This is a genomic window from Phenylobacterium sp. FG114, from assembly GCF_057809855.1.
Map to the genome: position 1 here is coordinate 445954 of NZ_JBMDKU010000001.1, position 15563 is coordinate 461516.

At 70.5% G+C, this 15563-nt stretch carries 25 protein-coding genes; 10 read left to right on the forward strand and 15 right to left on the reverse strand.

What is annotated here, in order from left to right; translation table 11 throughout:
- Positions 1–183 precede the first annotated feature (183 nt).
- The 4 genes from ACODSY_RS02255 to moaA all read right to left on the reverse strand — a co-directional run bounded on the left by ACODSY_RS02255 (position 184) and on the right by moaA (position 2707).
- Entirely contained in the window at positions 184–831 is a 648-nt protein-coding gene (locus tag ACODSY_RS02255; protein ID WP_488950000.1) for a hypothetical protein, read from the reverse strand.
- Positions 832–931: 100 nt separating this feature from the next.
- Positions 932–1372, reverse strand: coding sequence for a molybdenum cofactor biosynthesis protein MoaE (locus ACODSY_RS02260; protein ID WP_488950001.1), 441 nt, complete (start codon positions 1370–1372; stop codon positions 932–934).
- 66 nt (positions 1373–1438) lie between these two features.
- Positions 1439–1678: a MoaD/ThiS family protein gene (locus ACODSY_RS02265; protein WP_488950002.1), complete on the reverse strand. Its 240-nt coding sequence runs from the start codon at positions 1676–1678 to the stop codon at positions 1439–1441.
- Between the two features lie 3 nt (positions 1679–1681).
- On the reverse strand, positions 1682–2707 hold the full coding sequence (gene moaA / locus ACODSY_RS02270; protein ID WP_488950003.1) for a GTP 3',8-cyclase MoaA: 1026 nt from the start codon (positions 2705–2707) through the stop codon (positions 1682–1684).
- A 29-nt stretch (positions 2708–2736) separates the two neighbouring features.
- Between moaA and ACODSY_RS02275 the strand changes: the two genes are divergently transcribed.
- Positions 2737–3327, forward strand: coding sequence for a nucleotidyltransferase family protein (locus tag ACODSY_RS02275; RefSeq protein ID WP_488950004.1), 591 nt, complete (start codon positions 2737–2739; stop codon positions 3325–3327).
- On the opposite strand, the gene ACODSY_RS02280 is transcribed toward ACODSY_RS02275, so the two are convergent.
- Complete coding sequence (locus ACODSY_RS02280; protein WP_488950005.1) at positions 3324–3452, reverse strand: hypothetical protein; 129 nt, start codon at positions 3450–3452, stop codon at positions 3324–3326. The genes ACODSY_RS02275 and ACODSY_RS02280 overlap by 4 nt on opposite strands.
- Positions 3453–3726: 274 nt before the next feature.
- On the opposite strand from ACODSY_RS02280, the gene ACODSY_RS02285 reads away from it, so the two are divergent.
- Positions 3727–4203, forward strand: a complete 477-nt coding sequence (locus tag ACODSY_RS02285; protein WP_488950006.1) for a hypothetical protein — start codon at positions 3727–3729, stop codon at positions 4201–4203.
- 168 nt (positions 4204–4371) lie between these two features.
- Positions 4372–4617, forward strand: coding sequence for a hypothetical protein (locus tag ACODSY_RS02290; RefSeq protein ID WP_488950007.1), 246 nt, complete (start codon positions 4372–4374; stop codon positions 4615–4617).
- 106 nt (positions 4618–4723) lie between these two features.
- Here ACODSY_RS02290 and cysQ read toward each other — a convergent pair whose 3' ends face one another.
- Both cysQ and ACODSY_RS02300 read right to left on the reverse strand, forming a co-directional pair.
- Positions 4724–5488, reverse strand: a complete 765-nt coding sequence (gene cysQ / locus ACODSY_RS02295) for a 3'(2'),5'-bisphosphate nucleotidase CysQ (protein WP_488950008.1) — start codon at positions 5486–5488, stop codon at positions 4724–4726.
- A gap of 11 nt (positions 5489–5499) precedes the next feature.
- A complete protein-coding gene (locus ACODSY_RS02300) occupies positions 5500–5694 on the reverse strand; it encodes a DUF3553 domain-containing protein (RefSeq protein ID WP_488950009.1) in 195 nt (64 codons plus the stop codon).
- Positions 5695–5759: 65 nt separating this feature from the next.
- On the opposite strand from ACODSY_RS02300, the gene chpT reads away from it, so the two are divergent.
- From chpT to ACODSY_RS02315, 3 genes are all read left to right on the forward strand, one after another.
- Complete coding sequence (chpT, locus tag ACODSY_RS02305; protein WP_488950010.1) at positions 5760–6413, forward strand: histidine phosphotransferase ChpT; 654 nt, start codon at positions 5760–5762, stop codon at positions 6411–6413.
- A gap of 78 nt (positions 6414–6491) precedes the next feature.
- Complete coding sequence (locus ACODSY_RS02310) at positions 6492–6860, forward strand: response regulator (RefSeq protein ID WP_488950011.1); 369 nt, start codon at positions 6492–6494, stop codon at positions 6858–6860.
- Entirely contained in the window at positions 6857–7660 is an 804-nt protein-coding gene (locus tag ACODSY_RS02315) for a CheR family methyltransferase (RefSeq protein ID WP_488950012.1), read from the forward strand. The genes ACODSY_RS02310 and ACODSY_RS02315 overlap by 4 nt, the downstream gene beginning before the upstream one ends.
- Positions 7661–7718: 58 nt before the next feature.
- Here the strand turns inward: ACODSY_RS02315 and ACODSY_RS02320 are convergent, their stop codons facing one another.
- Genes ACODSY_RS02320 through nepR form a run of 4 tightly spaced genes read right to left on the reverse strand, consistent with a single transcriptional unit; the run spans position 7719 to position 10438 of the window.
- Positions 7719–7856, reverse strand: a complete 138-nt coding sequence (locus ACODSY_RS02320) for an entericidin A/B family lipoprotein (RefSeq protein ID WP_488950013.1) — start codon at positions 7854–7856, stop codon at positions 7719–7721.
- A 41-nt stretch (positions 7857–7897) separates the two neighbouring features.
- Entirely contained in the window at positions 7898–9616 is a 1719-nt protein-coding gene (gene phyK / locus ACODSY_RS02325) for a sensor histidine kinase PhyK (RefSeq protein WP_488950014.1), read from the reverse strand.
- A 13-nt stretch (positions 9617–9629) separates the two neighbouring features.
- Positions 9630–10250 carry a sigma-70 family RNA polymerase sigma factor gene (locus ACODSY_RS02330; RefSeq protein ID WP_488950015.1) on the reverse strand — a complete coding sequence of 207 codons (621 nt, stop codon included), beginning with the start codon at positions 10248–10250 and terminating at the stop codon, positions 9630–9632.
- Positions 10250–10438, reverse strand: coding sequence for an anti-sigma T factor NepR (nepR, locus tag ACODSY_RS02335; RefSeq protein WP_068877835.1), 189 nt, complete (start codon positions 10436–10438; stop codon positions 10250–10252). Before nepR ends, ACODSY_RS02330 begins: the two co-directional genes overlap by 1 nt.
- A gap of 235 nt (positions 10439–10673) precedes the next feature.
- Here nepR and phyR point away from each other — a divergent pair, with 235 nt between their 5' ends.
- The gene (phyR, locus tag ACODSY_RS02340) at positions 10674–11474 is read left to right on the forward strand and encodes an anti-anti sigma factor/receiver protein PhyR (RefSeq protein WP_488950016.1); all 801 of its coding nucleotides are present in this window, start codon (positions 10674–10676) and stop codon (positions 11472–11474) included.
- A gap of 152 nt (positions 11475–11626) precedes the next feature.
- Here the strand turns inward: phyR and ACODSY_RS02345 are convergent, their stop codons facing one another.
- From ACODSY_RS02345 to ACODSY_RS02360, 4 genes are all read right to left on the reverse strand, one after another.
- On the reverse strand, positions 11627–11869 hold the full coding sequence (locus ACODSY_RS02345) for a hypothetical protein (protein WP_488950017.1): 243 nt from the start codon (positions 11867–11869) through the stop codon (positions 11627–11629).
- 13 nt (positions 11870–11882) lie between these two features.
- Positions 11883–12092, reverse strand: a complete 210-nt coding sequence (locus tag ACODSY_RS02350; protein WP_488950018.1) for a hypothetical protein — start codon at positions 12090–12092, stop codon at positions 11883–11885.
- A gap of 390 nt (positions 12093–12482) precedes the next feature.
- Positions 12483–12926 carry an OmpA family protein gene (locus tag ACODSY_RS02355; RefSeq protein ID WP_488950019.1) on the reverse strand — a complete coding sequence of 148 codons (444 nt, stop codon included), beginning with the start codon at positions 12924–12926 and terminating at the stop codon, positions 12483–12485.
- 80 nt (positions 12927–13006) lie between these two features.
- Positions 13007–13348: a YMGG-like glycine zipper-containing protein gene (locus ACODSY_RS02360; RefSeq protein WP_488950020.1), complete on the reverse strand. Its 342-nt coding sequence runs from the start codon at positions 13346–13348 to the stop codon at positions 13007–13009.
- A 193-nt stretch (positions 13349–13541) separates the two neighbouring features.
- Here ACODSY_RS02360 and ACODSY_RS02365 point away from each other — a divergent pair, with 193 nt between their 5' ends.
- Genes ACODSY_RS02365 through ACODSY_RS02375 form a run of 3 tightly spaced genes read left to right on the forward strand, consistent with a single transcriptional unit; the run spans position 13542 to position 15536 of the window.
- Positions 13542–13865: a hypothetical protein gene (locus ACODSY_RS02365; RefSeq protein ID WP_488950021.1), complete on the forward strand. Its 324-nt coding sequence runs from the start codon at positions 13542–13544 to the stop codon at positions 13863–13865.
- Between the two features lie 34 nt (positions 13866–13899).
- Entirely contained in the window at positions 13900–14757 is an 858-nt protein-coding gene (locus ACODSY_RS02370) for a diacylglycerol/lipid kinase family protein (protein ID WP_488950154.1), read from the forward strand.
- Positions 14754–15536, forward strand: coding sequence for a metallophosphoesterase family protein (locus ACODSY_RS02375; RefSeq protein WP_488950022.1), 783 nt, complete (start codon positions 14754–14756; stop codon positions 15534–15536). Before ACODSY_RS02370 ends, ACODSY_RS02375 begins: the two co-directional genes overlap by 4 nt.
- Positions 15537–15563 lie beyond the last annotated feature (27 nt).

The following is a 15563-nucleotide window of genomic DNA, read 5'->3' on the forward strand; positions in this document are numbered from 1 at the left end:
GGAGTCCCCCGCTCGTCACGGCCGGGCTCGACCCGGCCATCCAGACACGCCGGCGAGGGAAGGACGCGCATCGGCGCTACGGCGGGCCATAGGAACCGTCGGCGTTTCTGGATCCCCGGGACAAGCCCGGGGATGACGATCCGAAAATAGGGGGAGACGAGGGGCGTGCGGGGCGCTTCGCCCTTAGCCCGCGCCCTTCCAGGGCGGCTCGGCGTAGCCTTCGAGGTCTTCGAGCCAGGGCTTGATGACGGCGGCGTCGACCGGGGGCAGGTCGCGCCAGCGGGGGACGTTGTCGGGGTTGAGCCCGAAGTCCTCGCAGACCTGGGCGACCTGGTCGTCGAGGTCGCGGGTGACGAAGTCGTCGTCGCAGCGGGCGTCGGCCAGCCAGTGCTCGAGGTGGCGGTAAAACTCGCCCTCGAGCTCGCGCTCGGATTCCAGCTCGCTCTTCTCGAAGCCCTCGGTCCAGATCAGCCGGCGCACGGCGGTGCGCAACTCGTCGGCGCGGGCGTCGGCGGCCGCGATGTCGCGCGGGAACGACCGGCGGGGCGGCGGGTCTTCGTGCGGGGGATGGAGGACGGCCTCGCGCCGGGCCTCGTGGGCGGCTTCGCGCGCCTCGCGGGAGGCCAGGCGTTCCAGCCGCTCGTGCAGGGCCAGGGACTGGCGCACCGAGCGGGACATCCGCTGGTAGGTGCGGCCCTTCTCGGCCTCCTCCGGCGTGTCGATGGCGGCCAGGTAGCTGGCGTGCGCGGCCTTGGCGGCGACGAGGTCGAGCTCGGCCAGCTCGCCCAGCATCTGCTGGCGCCGTTCGGAGATGTGCGCGGCCTGCGACATGAACATATGAAGAACATACGCATGCGGACGGCGTCAAAGTTGTTCGTGCTTTTTCTTCTCCTCTCCCACAGCGCTGCCGCGGCTGGGAGAGGAGCTTGGCCTACCCCCACCGCTCCCGGTCGGCGTGGTCCTGGGCGGTGGGTTCGATCCAGCGGGCGCCGTCGGGGCCGTGTTCCTTCTTCCAGAAGGGCGCGCGGCTCTTGAGATAGTCCATCAGGAAGTCGCAGGCCTCGAAGGCGGCTCGGCGGTGGCCGGCGGCGGTCGCGACGAAGACGATGGGCTCGCCGGGGCCGATCTTCCCGACCCGATGCAGGATGGCCAGGTCGTGCAAGCCGAAGCGTTCGCGGGCCTGCTCGGCGATGCGGCCGATCTCGGTCTCGGTGAAGCCCGGGTAGGCCTCCAACTCCAGGACCGTCGTCGCGCCCTGCTCGGCCCGGGCGAGCCCGGTGAAGGTGGCCACGGCGCCCGTCTCGCTGCGCCCGCGGGTGAACATCGTCAAGAGGGCGCCGGGATCGAAGGACTGTTCCGTGAGGACGATCATCCTTCTACGTTCCCTTCGGAGCGACGAAGGGCCGGGCGTACCTTCCCAAGGCTTGGCGAACGCGGATCATCCGCCACTCATGGGCGGCAGGAAGGCGACCTCGCTGGCGGCCGACAGCGCCGGATCGCCGCGCACCAGGGCCTGGTCCACCGCCACCTGCACGCCGGGGCCGCCGAGGGCCGCGCCTAGGGCGGCGTCCTCGTCCGCGAGGAGGGATCGGAGCGCCGAGAGCGAGGCCGCCTCCACGTTGCGCTCGCGCCATCCGGCGAGGTCGCGCAGGGGACCGAACAGCAGGACGCGGGCCATGGATCAGCCGCCGGTGGTGGACATGTGCCGCGCCACGGCCGGCCGGGCGCGGGCGATCTGGAAGTCGTGGCCCTTGGGTTTGCCCAGAATCGCCTGGCGGATCACGGCGGCGAGATCGGCGTCGGTGGCGCCAGACCGCAGCACGGCCCGGAGGTCGGTGGCGTCCTCCTGTCCCAGGCAGGTGTGCAGCGTGCCCGTGCAGGTGAGGCGCACGCGGTTGCAGGCCTCGCAGAAATTGTGGCTGAGCGGGGTGATGAAGCCCAGGCGGCCGCCGGTCTCCGCCACGCGGACGTAGCGCGCCGGGCCGCCGGTGGAGAACGGCAGGTCCTCGAGCGTCCAGAAGCTTTCCAACTTGGCGCGAACCTCCCGAAGCGAGAGGAACTCGTCGGTGCGGTCGACGTCGACCTCGCCCATCGGCATGGTCTCGATCAGGGTGATGTCGCAGCCCCGGCCATGCGCCCAGGCGACCAGATCGGGGATCTCGGCGGCGTTGGCGTCGCGCAGCGCCACCGCGTTGATCTTGACCGCGAGGCCGGCGTCCTGGGCGGCCGACACGCCAGCCAGCACCTTGGCCAGGTCGCCGCCGCGGGTGAGCGTGCGGAACAGCTCGGGCCTAAGCGTGTCGATGGAGACGTTGATCCGGCGGACGCCCGCATCGGCCAGCTGCCCCGCGAGCTCGGTCAGGCGGGTGCCGTTGGTGGTGAGGGTGAGTTCGTCGAGGGCGCCGGTGGAAAGGTGGCGGCCCAGGCTGCGCACCAGGTCGAGCATGCCCTTGCGCACCAGGGGCTCGCCGCCGGTGAGCCGCAGCTTTCGGGTCCCCAGGCCCACGAAGGCGGTGGCGATGCGGTCCAGCTCCTCGAGCGTCAGCACCTGCGCCTTGGGCAGGAAGGTCATGTGCTCGGCCATGCAGTAGAGGCAGCGCAGGTCGCACCGGTCGGTGACCGAGAGACGCAAATAGGTCACCGTCCGGCCAAGGCCGTCGATGAGCGGGGCCGTGGCCCGGGCGCCGATGTCGTCGTAGGGCGTCATCCGTGACGCAAGATAGGGGGGATTGGGGCGTGGCGACAGGGGACAGCTTCGTCGCGGTTGTGCTCGCAGCGGGTTCGGCGACGCGGTTCGGCGGGGGCAAGCTGCTCGCCGACTGGCGGGGCGCGCCGCTGCTGCACAGCGCGCTGGCGGCGGCGCGGGCCGCGCCTGTGGCATCGGTGACCGTCGTGACCGGCGCCGACGCAGAGGCGGTCGGGACCTGCGCGCGGGCCTTCGATCCCGACGTGCGGCTGGTGCATGCGGCCGATCACGCCGAGGGCATGGCCGCCTCGCTGCGGGCGGGGATCGCCGCCCTGCCGGCGGGGACGCGGGGCGCGTTCGTGTTCCTGGGGGACATGCCGCGCGTGCCGCATTCGGTGCTGGCGCCCCTGGCGGCGGCGGTGAGCGCGGGCGCGCCGGCCGCCGCGCCCGCGTTCGCGGGGCGGCGGGGCAATCCGGTCGTGCTGGGGCGCGAGCTGTTCGCGCAGGTCGCGATGCTGACAGGCGATGTCGGCGCCCGGCGCGTCCTGGAGGGACTGGGCGCGCGGTTGGCCCTCGTCGAGGCCCCCGACGACGGGGTGCTGTTCGACGTGGACGAGCGGACCGACCTTTCGGGGCGCTAGACCCTCACGTCCACCTGCTGCGGAGCGGACGGCTGAATCCGAACTTGGTCGGCGATGTTGAGTGTCTTCACCGCCGCCGCGATCGTCTGAGCCACCTGCACCGAAGTCGGCAGGGTGAAGGGCATCCATAGCCCCGAGCCGGAATTTCTTAGCTGCACGCTGACCATAGCGTTCTGCCTCGACATTCTGGCGGAGACCATAAAACGCAACCTCTTAACCGTGGGTTAATCAGATCCTCAATTGCCGGTTGAGGAAGCATATGTCGCAGGCGTGTGCGCCGCACCCTCCTCGGAGAGGCCCTAGCGGCCTCACGTCACTCGGCGATCCGCGTTCGCGCGACGCGATACGCGACCCGCGCACGGACTTGCGGCGCTCCACCATGGCGCGCATGCTGAAGCTATGGTTCGCCTTTCTCGTGCGCTGATCCTGGGCCTCGCGCTGGCCACTCTCGGCGGTGGCGCCCTGGCCCGCGACTACATCGTGGTGGCGTCGGACGATCCGTCCATCGCCCGCGGAACATCCTACGACGGGGGCGCGAAGGTGGCGCTGGCGCCCGGCCGGACGCTGGTGCTGATGCATGCGTCGGGCGACACCGTGCGTCTGAAGGGCGCCCCGGGCGGCGTGACGGCGCCGAAGCGCCAGGCCGGCCAGGCCGAGGCCGAGCGGCTGGCGGTGCTCAGGGTGATCGTTGCGCCGCCCGAACGCCAGGCGCGCACGGCCCTATACGCCACCCGCACCCGCGCCGGAATCTGCCCCGAGGCCGACGCGATCAAGACGCTGGATGCGATCGTCCAGGTGCACCAGGGCGGTTGCGCGTCCGAAGCGGCGCAGGCGCTGGAGGCCTGGGTCGCCTCTCACCCGCCGACCGACGCCTGATCCAGGAAATCCCTGGAAATATCATAGGTTAAGCTTGGACGGTCGGGAGCCCGACGGTTCGAAAAAAGTCCTACGGCCACGCCGAACCAGATGGCGGCTGAGGCCTTTACTGGGCGCAGCGCCGACCGTGATGGACGCTGTCGCAGAAGCAATCAGGAAGGACGAACCATGGGCCAGGACAACAACATGAACCAAGGTCAGAACGACCAGACCCGCCGCCCGCAGCAGCAGGACAACAACGCCCAGCAGCAGCAGCCCAACCAGCAGAACCAGCAGGGCGACCGTGGCGGCCAGCAAGGCGGCCAACAGGGTCAGCAGGGCGGTCAAGGCCAGCAGAACCAGGCTGGGCAAGCCGGCCAGTCCGGCATGGGCGGCCAGAACCAGGGCGGCCAAGGCGGCCAGAACAACACCTGATCGGGCAGGCTTCCCTCGGCTCAGCCGGGGGAAGCCGCTCAAGCGTGGAGCCGGCGGTTCAGGTCGCCTCGACCGGAGCCGGCTCCCGCGTTCGCTCGAAGGCGCGCTAGGCGCCCCGGGCCACGAACCACCCGTTGCGGAAGCCCTCGGACGCCTTGCCATAGGCGAAGGGCCGTCCCTCGGGCGTCAGCACCGTTCCGCCCGCCGCCTCGAGCACGGCGTGTCCGGCGGCGATATCCCATTCCATGGTCGGGCCGTGCCGTGGGTAGACGTCCGCCGAACCCTCGGCGATGCGGCAGAACTTGATCGACGAGTCCATCGGCTCGCGCAGGTTGAAGCCGTACTCGTTGGCGAGCTTGACGGCGACCTCCTCCTTCATCGTGTGGCTTACCAGGGCCACGGCGGCGCCCTTGGGCCAGGGCCGCGCGACCACCTGGGCAGCCGGGCCTCCGTTCACGCGCTTCCAGGCCTTGCCGCCCTTGGTGAACCAGGTCTCGCCCGTGGGCGGCGCGCTGACGGCGCCGGCGACGGGGCGGCCGTCCTGGATCAGCCCGATGTTCACCGTGAAGTTCGGGTCCCCGCGCACGAAGGCCTTGGTGCCGTCCAGAGGGTCGACAAGGAAGAAGCGAGGCCCGATGGCGTCGGGCGTGCCGAACTCGCTGGCGTCCTCTTCGGAAATCACCGGCACGTCCGGGAAGCGCCGCGCCAGATGCTCCAGGATGAGTTTCTCGCCGCGCTGGTCGGCCTCGGTGACCGGGCTCTCGTCGGCCTTGGTCAGCACCTCGACGCCCGAGCGCCACAGCGGAAGGATGAGGGCCGCGGCCGCCTCGCAGATCTCGGCGAGGATCTCGCCCACATTTTCGTCGCTCAAGTCGCCCTCGGCTATTTTCGGGGATCGTCGCCCACGAACAGCAGGGTCACGACGCCCGCGTCGATCGTCCGCTTGCCCGCGTGCTCGAAGTTCACGGTGACCCTGCGCCCGGCGACCGACTGCACCTGGCCCAGCCCCCACGCGCTCTCGGTCGGGTGACGCACCAGCACGCCGGGCTCCAGGAACGGATCCCAAAACCTGTCCATGGCCGGGTCTATTAGAGAGGCCCAGGCGTTTCCCCAAGGCGCAAATCGCGCCAAGGTCGGGCTCCATGACCGAGACTCCCGAACTCGCCGTGCGCCCCGCCGAGCTGGCCGCCTACCTGGCCGCGCGGATGTGTCACGACTTCATCAGCCCGGCGAGCGCCATCTCCTCGGGGTTGGACCTCCTGGAGGATCCTTCCGCGCAAGACATGCGCGAGGAGGCGATGGGGCTGATCACCTCGTCGGCGAAGAAGCTGGCGGACCTCCTGTCGTTCTGCCGCGTGGCCTTCGGCGCGTCGGCGTCGGCCGAGACGTTCGACGCGCGCGACCTGGAGCGTCTGGCGCAGGGCGTCTTCGCCCATATGCGCGCCGAGCTGGAATGGATGGTCGACACCCCGGCGGTGAACAAGCCCACGGCGCGAACCCTGCTGAACCTGGCGCAGATGGCCGGGGCCGCCCTGCCGACCGGCGGCGTGGCGAAGGTGCGGGCGGTGCAGGAAGGCGTCTCGGTCGCGGTCGCCATCGAGTCGACCGGCCCGCGCGCGCGGCTGCGGCCCGAGGTGCTGGCGGGGCTGCAGGGCCAGGCCCTGGGCGAGGGGCTGCACGGCCACTGGGTGCAGGCCTACTATGTCCACCTGTTCGTGCAGGATGCGGGCGGACGGGTGTTCGCCGACGTGCAGGACGACCGGGTGATCTTCGCGGCCACCCTGCCGGCCGGCTGACGCGGCATTCTGCGCCGGGCCACACCCGGCGTTAACCAACTCGGCGCGAAGTACGCTCCTGATTTCCCGGAGCGAGCCTTGAAGACCTGCCTCGTCGTCGACGACAGCCGCGTGATCCGCAAGGTCTCGCGCCGGATCCTCGAGGACCTGGGCTTCGAGGTGGCCGAGGCCGCCGACGGCGTCGAGGCCATGGCCTGGTGCACCGCCGTCATGCCCGACGCGATCCTGCTCGACTGGCGGATGCCGGCGATGGACGGGCTGGAGTTCGTCAAGAAGCTGCGCGAGCAGCCCGGCGGCGACGCGCCCAAGGTGCTGTTCTGCAGCGTCGAGAACGACCTGGAGGCGATCCGGGAGGCCCTGGACGCCGGGGCCGACGAATTCATCATGAAGCCGTTCGACGGCGCGATCATCGCCGGCAAGCTGGACTACCTGGGGCTCACCGCATGATCCCCGCCCAGGACCGCGCCTACGTGGCCACGCTATGCCTGACGCGGGCCGGCCTCCTGGTCGACCCCGAGAAGGCCTATCTGATCGAGAGCCGGCTGGCGCCCCTGGCCCGGCGCGAATGCTTCAGCTCGACCGAGGCGTTCATCGACGCCCTGCGCCACGGCGCCGACGACCGGCTCGTCTGGGCCGCCGTCGAGGCGATGGCCCTGCCGGAGAGCGAATTCTTCCGCGACCACCGGGTTTTCGCCGAGCTGGCGGACGAGGTGGTGCCGGCCCTGGCCCAGCGTCGCGAGGGCCAGCCGGTGCGGATCTGGAGCGCCGCCTGCGGCACGGGGCAGGAGATCTATTCGCTGGCCATGCTGCTGGCCGACGCCAAGGACATCGGCCCGGTGGAGCTGTTTGCCTCGGACCTGTCGGAGCGCAGCCTGGAGAAGGCCCAGGCCGGACGATACTCGCAATTCGAGGTGCAGCGCGGCCTGCCGGCGCGGATGCTGGTGCGCCACTTCGAGAAGGACGGCGAATGGTTCGCCCTCTCGCCCCGGGTGCGCCAGATGGTGCGCTGGCGGCGGGTGAACCTGATGGACGACCTGTCGCGGCTGGGCCAGTTCGACCTGATCCTGTGCCGCAATGTCCTGAACCAGATGGCACCCGAGGCGGCGTCGCGCGCGCTCGGGCAGATCGAGGGCGCCCTGGCGCCCGGCGGCGGCCTGCTGCTGGGCCGCAACGACAACGCCGGCAAGGCCTTCGTCCGCGCCGCGCCCGACATGGACCTCTACGCGGCCCTGCGGCCGGCGGCCTGAACAAGAAAAAGCCCCGGCGCTCGCGCGCCGGGGCCTGTTCCTGGAATGGGCTCGACGCCTAGTTCTTGGCGTCTTCGGCGGTGCTGGTCACGGCCTCGCCGGCGGACTTCACGTCCTTGCCCGCGCCGGACACGGTGTTGCAGGCGGTGGCGGCGAGGCTGGCGGCCAGAACGGCCAGCAGAACGACTTTACGCATGGTGGATCTCCCGGGCTTCATAAGGTCCCGGCGGCAACGCTTCAGGCGGCCGCCTGGTTCCCAGGCGAGGTGGGCTCGACACGGTCGGCGGCCGGTGTCGGGAAGATCAGCCGCGCGGTGACCCCGCCGGCCTCGTTGCGCACGAGCTCGGCGCGGCCGCGCAGCTGGCGCGCGAAGGCGGTCATCAGGGTGCGGCCGACCCCGGAGGAGACCAGGGCACTCTCCTCGACCTGCCCGTCGTCGCTGATCTCGAGCTCGGCTTCCTCGCCATGGACGGTGAAGTTGACCCGCAGCGTACCGCCGCGCGCGGCGAAGGCGTGCTTCTGGGCATTGGTGATGGCCTCGACGGCGAACAACGCCAGCGGGGCGAGGCGGTCGGGGTCGATGACCAGCGGATCGACCTTCAGCTCGGTGCGAACCGCCAGCCCGTGCGACAGCTCGCCGTTGACCAGCTGGGCCGTGAGCTCCTCGAGGAACGGCCGCAGGTCGACGCGCTTCAGATCGGGCCCCTGGTAGAGGGCGCGGTAGATCAGGGCGAGCGCGGTGATCCGCTGGCGCGTGTCGCTCATGGCCGAGCGGGCGGCGGGATCGACCAGCGAGCGCTGCTGCATGTTCAGCAGGCTGGAGATGACCTGGAGGTTGTTCTTCACCCGGTGGTGGATCTCGCGCATCAGCGCGTCCTTCTGGGCGAGGCTGTCGCGCAGCGAGGCGTCGCGGCCGACGATGGCGTCGGCCATGTCCTCCAGGGTCTCGGCCAGCTCGCGGATCTCGGGCGGCATCTGCTCGGCCTGCACCGGACGCACGCTGAGGCGGCCGCGGGCGTAAAGGGCGGCGATCCGCTGGAGGTAGGCGATCCAGCGGACGACGACGCGGTCGGTCACGGCCGAGACGGCGATCAGCGCCAACAGGAAGGTGAGCAGCGGGAAGACGATGCCGGTCAGCGGGTTGAGCCGCGCCCACGAGAGGATGCCCGGCGAGGCGGCCGACAGCACGACATAGACCTCGTCGCCCACCACCGGGGCGGCGGAATAGACCCGCCGGCGACCCAGGCCGTCCTGGCCATACCAGACCAGGGTGCCGCGGGCCTCGACCTTGGCGCGCCAGTCCGCCGGCAGCCGCGGGAAGGCGCCCGCGTCGGTGAAGGTGATGTAGCGGCCGGTCTTTTCCACCAGACCCACCTCGGCGCCCTTGGGCAGCGAGGGGTCGTTGACCTGGGGCTGCAGGCTGGTGAGCGCGATCACCGCGGCGAAGGCGCCGTCGAAGGCTCCGTCCTCGCCGGTGGCCCGAGCCGCCGTGAGGATCGCGGGCTCCTCGGCGTAGGCCGAGCCCGGGTCCCGAGTGATCGAGATGGAGCCGCCCTGCGCGAGCTGCCGGAACCACGGCCGTTCGGCGCGACCCAGGTCCGCGGGCACGCCGCCGGCGGCGCAGACCACGCGCCCCTGGCGATCGAACCGGATCAGGTTCAGGTAGCCGGGGATGCGGGTCGTGACCTGGGCCAAGCGCTTCTGGCACTGGAAGCCGATCGCGCCGGGCGCCAGCGTCTGCAGCAGGACGTCGGCGCTTTCCATGCGGGCGCGGGCGGTCGCGGCGCTGCGCTCGGCGGCGAAGCCGAGGTTCTGGCGCAGCTCGCGGCCCTCGCGCTGGAAGCCGATGGCCGACTGCAGCGCGCCAAGCACTAGCACGGGCAGCAGGGCTGCCGCCAGGGCGGCGATCAAGCGGACCCGGATCGTGCTCAACGAACCGGTGGGAAAACCTACCATTGCGGAAACCGTCCTACCGGACGGTGCTTAGACGCTCCGCGTCGGCCAGGATAGAACGCATCGCGTCCCCCGCGGCCGCGCCGTCCCGCTCGTAGGCCCCGTCCTCGAGGATGGCGTGCAGAGCGCGCCGGGCCCGGCTGACCCGACTCTTCACCGTCCCCACCGCGCAGCCGCAGATCTCGGCCGCTTCCTCGTAGGCGAAGCCGCCGGCGCCCACCAGGATCAGCGCCTCGCGCTGTTCGGCGGGCAGCATGGCCAGGCCCTGGCGGAGTTCGTCGAGCGCGACGGGCGCCTCGGGATCGTCCACCGCCACCAGTGTCCGCTCGGCGGCCTCCTGGTCGAGCTGGCTCTGGCGCCACGAGCGGCGCTTTTCCGAATAGAACTGGTTGCGCAGGATCATGAAGGTCCAGGCCTTCATGTTCGTGCCCATCTGGAAACTGGCGCGCGCATCCCACGCCTTCATCATGGCGTCCTGCGCCAGGTCGTCGGCGGCGGTGGGATCGCCGCACAGGGTGCGGGCGAAGGCGCGCAGGTGTGGGATGAGCTGGACCAGCTCACGCTTGAAGGCGGCGTCTTCCGCGGCGGTGCGCGGGGCGCGGACCTTTTCGGCGCGCTTTTCGGCAGAGGCTTCCATCAAGCCTTCTCCGAGCCACGTTCGTCGGCGCGACGCAGGATTTCCAGGAATTCATCCGGGACCTCCTCGTTCACCACCTCGTCGAACATCTGACGCAGGCGCACGCCAATCGCCTGCTGACGCAGGCGGGCTTCATCAAGAGCTGCGGAGGCCTTCCGGCGCTCCGCTGTTGGACGCTGTTCGATCATTTCGTCGGCGCTTCGCTCACGCGAAGTCCGCCCCCTCTCGTGTTCCTTGCGACTGCTCAACGCCCTCGTCCGAATTCGGGTTCCCTTGCGGCGTGGAACAAGATGCGGAAAACCGCGCCACATGGGAACCGGTTCCCTTGCATGACGTTTTCGGTTCATCATGGGGTTCGGCCGGGGGAAGAAGCCTTCGCACCGGGCTGCCGTGTTCGAACTGCAATACGGGAGGGGTGAACCCTTGAGTCTTCTAGCCCGATTGGCGCCGCATCTGCCTTATGTGCGCCGCTACGCGCGCGCCCTCACGGGCGACCAAACCACCGGCGATCACTACGTGCGCGTCGCGCTTGAAGCGCTGGCGGCTGGTGAACGTACGCTCGCCGACAACATGACGCCGCGCGTCGCGCTCTACCACGTTTTCCACGCGATCTGGTGCACCTCCGGCGCCCAGCTCGAGGGCCCGGCCGACGATGACGCCGGCATGGACGACGCCACGCGGCGGCTGATGCGGATCGCCCCGCGGTCGCGCCAGGCGTTCCTGCTGACCGCCCTGGAAGGCTTTACGCCGACCGAGGCCGCCCAGATCCTCGGCGCCGACTTCACCGAGGTCGAAGTCCTGATCGCCGAGGCCCAGGCCGAGATCGACGCCGAGTTGGCGACGGACGTGCTCATCATCGAGGACGAGCCGGTGATCGCCGCCGACATCGAGGCGCTGGTCACCGAACTGGGCCACACGGTGGTGGACATCGCCGCCACGCGCACCGAGGCCGTCGACGCGGTCGCCCGCAAGACGCCCGGCCTGGTGCTGGCCGACATCCAGCTCGCCGATGGTTCGTCGGGCATCGACGCGGTTAAGGACATCCTGCAGCGCTACGACGTGCCGGTGATCTTCATCACGGCCTTCCCCGAGCGCCTGCTGACCGGCGAACGTCCCGAACCGACGTTCCTGATCACCAAGCCCTTCCAGCCGGAGACCGTGAAGGCCGCCATCGGCCAGGCGCTGTTCTTCCACCCGCGCCGCCAGAACAAGCAGGCTGCGTAAGGACGGAGACCTCGCCGAACAATTCCCGTCTCCCTTGGCTCCGCAGCGAGTCGCCCGGGAAGAGGGGTTTTGGCGAGGGACCAGCGGTCAAAATAAGAAGGGCGCCGCTTCCTCAAGCGGCGCCCTTTCTGTTTCGACGAGAGGCTTCAGCCTCAGGGGTTCTGGGGAGTGGGAGGGGGTGGCGTCGGCGCGCCGTAGCCGCGGCCGTCGACGGTTTCCTGCGCCGTGCCGGCAGGGCCTTCGTCGGCCGATTTCCAGGTCCAGGCGGCGAACATGCCCAGGGCGGCCAGCAGGGTGCCGAACACCAGGACCCAGAAGACAGGCCGGCCCCACCGGCCCTGGCGGGCTCGGGTGGCGTTCGTGACCGGCCTCTCGCTGTCTTGAGAATACGACATGGGTTCGGTCTCCTTACTCAGATGGGAAATAGCTGAACGGGCCCGTACGCGCGGCGGACTCGCCGACGGCGCGCGGAGCGGTGAGAACGCCGAGACCGGCGCTCGCGCCCGCCAGGACGAGGATTGCGGCCACCACGGCAAGCCGGCGGCGGCTGGCCAGTTCGCGGGCGTTCGGGCTCCGCGAAAGCTTCAGGCCCTTGGTGGCGACGAAGGAACTGCGCATGAGACGCCCTCCTTTCGTGGCGGCGCCGGACTAACGCGCACGGTCAAGCCGACGTTCCGCCAGTTCGTCGAGTGGGTCGGGGGGATGAACGGTGGGCCAAAAAAATATCGGCGCCCGTCGGAACGGTTATCAGGCCCCCGTGTTCTATCTCTGCGGAGGCGGCGACGCCCCCCCCGACTTGAGGCTGGCGAGCATGCCAGTCTGCCGTCTCCGCACCCCTTTTCTCGATGATGCACACCTGGGCGGACCTCTGGTCCGCCCTTCTCTTTGCGCGCTCAACGCGCGCCGCAGGCGCTGTCCCTTTCAACCGCGAAAGACACGAAAAGCACGACGGGCGCGCCGGCCAGCTTTCGTGTCTTTCGTGGTCCGGAATCTTTCGCGCTGCGCGCCTTACGGCTTCGAGAGCTTCAGGGTGATGTCGGCGCGGCGGCGGACGGGGGCGATCTTGCCGTCGGAAGTGACGGAGCCGGCCTGGCCGACTGCGGAGAGATCGAATTCGGCGGGCGGCAGGCCGGCCTTCATCAGGGCGTCGGTGACGGCAGCGGCGCGGGCCTTCGAGAGTTCCAGGTTGGCCGCCGGATCACCGACCGCGTCGGCCAGGCCGACGACGCGCACCCCCTGAACCTTGCAGCGCCTCGCTTGGTTGGCCTGTGTCGAGATCACGCGGCGGCCCTCGGGCGTGATTTGGGCAACGTCGGGCTCGAAATAAATCGGGACGGTGACGTCTTGGCACGTGGGCGGGGCGCGGACGATCCGGTCCCGCGCCGTCCTCATCGTGGTGCAGGCGGACAGCCCGGCCGCGGCCACGAGGCTGATCACGATCGCGCGGTTCATTTGAGCCCCTCCATTCCATCCGAAAAAGGGCGGCCGGGAATGCCGACCGCCCTCTTCATACTTCGGCTTCAGCCGGCGCCTCAGCGCGGCGTGCCATTTTCCCAGTAGTACCGGCCGGTGCCCGGATCGTAGTAGTAATAGCGGCCCGCGCGCTCGTCATAGTACTGGCGGCGGTTCGGCGTGGCCTTGCCGCAGCCGCCTTCGTCGCGGCAGCCCTTCACGGCGCCGACGGTGCCGCCGACGGCCGCGCCGACCGCGGCGCCCGTGCCCACGCCCACGTCACCCGAGATCGCGCCGATCGCCGCGCCGCCAAGCGCGCCGAGAGCGGCGCCGCCCAGGGCGCTACGTTCCGTATGACCGGTGCTGGTGCAGGCCGAGGCCAGAAGACCGGCGCCGGCGATAGCGATAAGAGGCTTCAACATCAGAATGGCTCTCCTTTGCGTGTCCCCGGCGGCGGCCCGGGGGCCGGTCGCCAGATCACTTCGGAGCCCGCCCTCTCAGCCCGAGGGCCGGACGTGCTCTGGGCCGGAAACGCACCGGCACCTGAGCAGTTCCGCCCGGAACCAAGGCGAGCGGCCCCCGTTGCAGCGGGGGAACACTTCTGGAGACTTTGCCGTGACCTCCTACAGCGACCGCGACGCCGAGCGCAGCGACCTTCGGCAGGCTTATGAACTGGGCCGCCGCGACGCCACCAAGGCCCGCCGGCGCCACCCCATCATCATGACGTTCCTGATCGTCGCGGCGGCGGTAGGGCTGATCGTGATGGCCCTGGCGGCCGTCAACGGCTCGTTCGGCGGCGCCGGCACGGTGGTCGACCAGAACCTTGCCACGGCGGCCGACCAGGCCGAACCTGTGGTTCGCGGCGCCGCCGCCGGCGCGAGCGAGGCCGTCCGCGACGTGACCTCGACCGACAGGACTGCGACGCCTGCCACAAACTGAAGCCGAACCCCTCGTCCGCCCCCGCCTCGGCAAGATCGAGGCGGTCGTCAACGTCGCCTCCGGCAGCGTGGGCCCGAACGCTCCTGCCGAGCTGGAAAGCCTGCTCGCCGAGCACGGCGTGACGGCGCGTGTGCGCGCGCCTCAGCCGGGCGAACTGATGGACCAGCTCAAGGCCGCGGTGGACGCCGGGCCTGACCTGCTGATCACCCTGGCGGGCGACGGCACCGTACGCGCGGCCGCCGAACGCTGCGGCGCCGACGGGCCGATGATCGCGCCGCTGCCCGGCGGGACGATGAACATGATGCCGCACGCCGTCTACGGGCAGCGCTCGTGGCAGGACGCCCTCAAGCTCGCCCTGACCGAAGGGCGGGAGCGGGACCTGGGCGGCGGGTGCATCGAGGGCCACCGCTTCCTCTGCGCCGCCATCCTGGGATCGCCCGCTCGCTTGGCGCCCGCGCGGGAGGCTGCGCGGCGCGGGCAACTGCTTGAGGCGCTGGGACGGACGCGCCACGCCGTGCAGCGCGCCTTCACGGGACGGCTGCGCTACCAGCTGGAAGGCCGTCCGCGCAGCAAGGCCGAGGCGCTGGTGCTGATCTGCCCGATCGCCTCGAAGGCGATGCACGCCGAGGACCCTTGCCTGGAGGCGGCGGCGCTCAATCCGAAGGGCGCGGGCGAGATCCTCCGGCTGGGCCTCAACGCACTCGTCCGCGACTGGCGGGTCGACCCGTCGGTGGACGACGAGTTCGCCAAGCGCGCCCGCATCTGGGCGGCGCGGGACATCCCGGCCCTGCTCGACGGCGAGGTGGTCAAGCTGCCCAGCGTGGTCGACGTCCGCTTCGACCCGAAGGTCTGCCGCGTATTGACGCCGCCGAAGGACGAGCGGGCGGAATGAAGATCCGGCTGGCGCACCTGTCGGACATCCATTTCGGCGGTGAGAACAAGGCCGCGGTGGCGGCCGCCGGCGAGCGGATCCGCGCCGGCGGCTTCGACCTGACCATCGTCTCCGGTGACTTGACGCGCTTTGCCGAGAAGGCCGAGTTCGAGGCCGCCTTGGCGTGGCTCGACGCCCTGCCCGAACCGCGGCTGGTCACCCCCGGCAACCACGACGCGCCCTACCTGGCCTGGGCCGAGCGGATCTTCGCCCCCTTCCGGCGCTTCGAACACTATGTGGGCGTCGCGCCGGCGCAGAGTTGGCGCAAGGGCGGCGTGGCGGTGCGCGGCGTCAACACCGCGCGCGGCGCGCAGCCGCGGATCAACTGGTCGAAGGGCCAGATCGCGCGGAACCAGGCGAAGCGGGCGGCCGAATGGTTCGAACCCGGCGACCGCCTGCGGATCGTGGTCGTGCACCATCCGCTGATCGAGATGATCGGCGGGCCGATGACGAGCCGGACGTGGGGCGGGGAGAAGGCGGCGGCCGACTTCGCCGCGGCCAAGGTGGACCTGGTGCTGTCGGGGCACATCCACGCCCCCTTCACCTGGCCCTATCCGCATGGCGACGGACGTACCTACGCCGTGGGCGCGGGCACCCTGTCGGTGCGCGAGCGAGGCGTTCCGCCCGGCTACAACGAGGTCGAGGTCGAGGACGGTTGCATCCGGGTCACCGCGCTGGCCTGGACGGGTTCGAGGTACGAGCCCTATCGAACCTGGGCGCTGGATCGGCGCGAGGACTGATGCGCGCCGTTCAGGCGCGAGACGCCG